At 65.7% G+C, this 1,507-nt stretch carries 1 protein-coding gene; it reads right to left on the bottom strand.

Annotated elements, in window-relative coordinates; genetic code table 11:
* Nucleotides 1-679 precede the first annotated feature (679 nt).
* A partial coding sequence (locus tag VS93_RS30810) for a phosphopantetheine-binding protein (protein ID WP_236700762.1) occupies nt 680-1,507 on the bottom strand: 828 nt, incomplete at its 5' end.

Genomic DNA, 1,507 nt, shown 5'->3' on the forward strand with positions numbered 1-1,507 from the left:
GCGCCTCAGGCGACCTATCACCGGCATTCTTGTCCTGGCCGGCGGATCCGGCCAAGATCCGTCCACGTAGAGCAGCGACCCGCGCCGCGTCCTCTAACGAGAGCGCCCCCGCCAATGCCACCGGCTGCGCCACATCCATCCGGTCCGGCGACGGCGCGTCCGGTCGTCCGTACACCACATCGGGCAGCGACCACTCCACATGGGGTGCCAGTGCCTTAGCGCATGCTTCCAATCACCCCGCGAACACCGCAGACGACTCCGCGAGTTCCCGCCCCATTGCGGACCGCGCCACCCCCTGGTCCGGGAAAACAAACACGGTCCTGCTGTGAGGCTTCGCCACCCATGGACCACGTTCGACGCCGGCCTGCCAGCTGCCAGCGCGGCCAAGCCCTCAACGAATTCCCTACGGTCCCGTGCCACCACCGCGGCCCGAGCGGAAATCGCGTCCGTTCCGGAGGCGACGAGCTCCCACAGCTCCTCCAACGGGCACCGCCCGGATAACGGCAGCCCGCCGCGACGATCGCGATCGGTTCCCGCTCCTTCTCCTCCACTTGCCGCAAACGCCGATGGGCCTGCTACGCATCGGCAACCGCCCGCTTGAGATACTCGCAGAGCTTGTCCTCGCCCGCCATACAATCCTCATTTCTCGGCACGCAGCGGATACCCGTGCTGATCAATTTCAGAACTGCCCGAATCGGCTATCGACCAGGCTGAAGAGTTCGTCGTCGGTCGCGGATTCGAGGTCGGTGTCCTCGACCTCCTCCGCACCGTTCTCGTCCGCGACCAGGTCCCGCAGCCGTTGCATCACCCGGGCACGCGCGGCGGTATCTGTGGGCAGTTTGGAAAGGGTGGCTTCCAGCCGCTCCAGTTCCTCGATCGCCGAGTCGGCATCCGCCGTTTCCTCCGGAGCAAGCAGGGTCCGTAGGTGCTTGGTCAGCACCGCGGGGTTGGGAGAATCGAACACCAGCGTTGTGGGCAGGCGTAGCCCGGTGGCCGCGTTGAGCTGGTTGCGCAGCTCGACCGCTGTCATAGAGTCGAATCCGATCTCTTGGAAGGTTCTGTCGGCGTCGACCGCTTCCGGATCCGCGTATCCCAACACCGCGGCGACATGCTCGCAGACAAGGTCGAGCAGCATGTTCTCCTGCTCCTGCCTCGGCAGGCCGGATAGACGCTGTCCCAGGTCCGGTTCACCGTTGTCAGCGGCGGATTCTGCAATGCGACGCGACGGTGCTTGGTTCGTCTCGCCCGTGCGAGGACGCACCGAACGGTCGTTCAGTCGCTCGTGCAGCCAGTAGCGTTGGCGTTGGAAGGCGTAGGTGGGCAGCTCCACCCGCCGGGCACCGGTGCCAGCGAACACCGCCTCCCAATCCACCCCCACACCCGAGATATACAACTGCCCGACCGCGGTCAACAGCGCAGATGTTTCAGCGGAGTTGCCACGCAACAACGGGGCCACCAACGCGGAGTCGGCCTCCACCAGCTGCCCTACCATACCGGCCAACGCATT

The sequence above is a fragment of the Allosalinactinospora lopnorensis genome (assembly GCF_000981225.1).
GTDB classification, from domain to species: Bacteria; Actinomycetota; Actinomycetes; order Streptosporangiales; family Streptosporangiaceae; genus Allosalinactinospora; species Allosalinactinospora lopnorensis.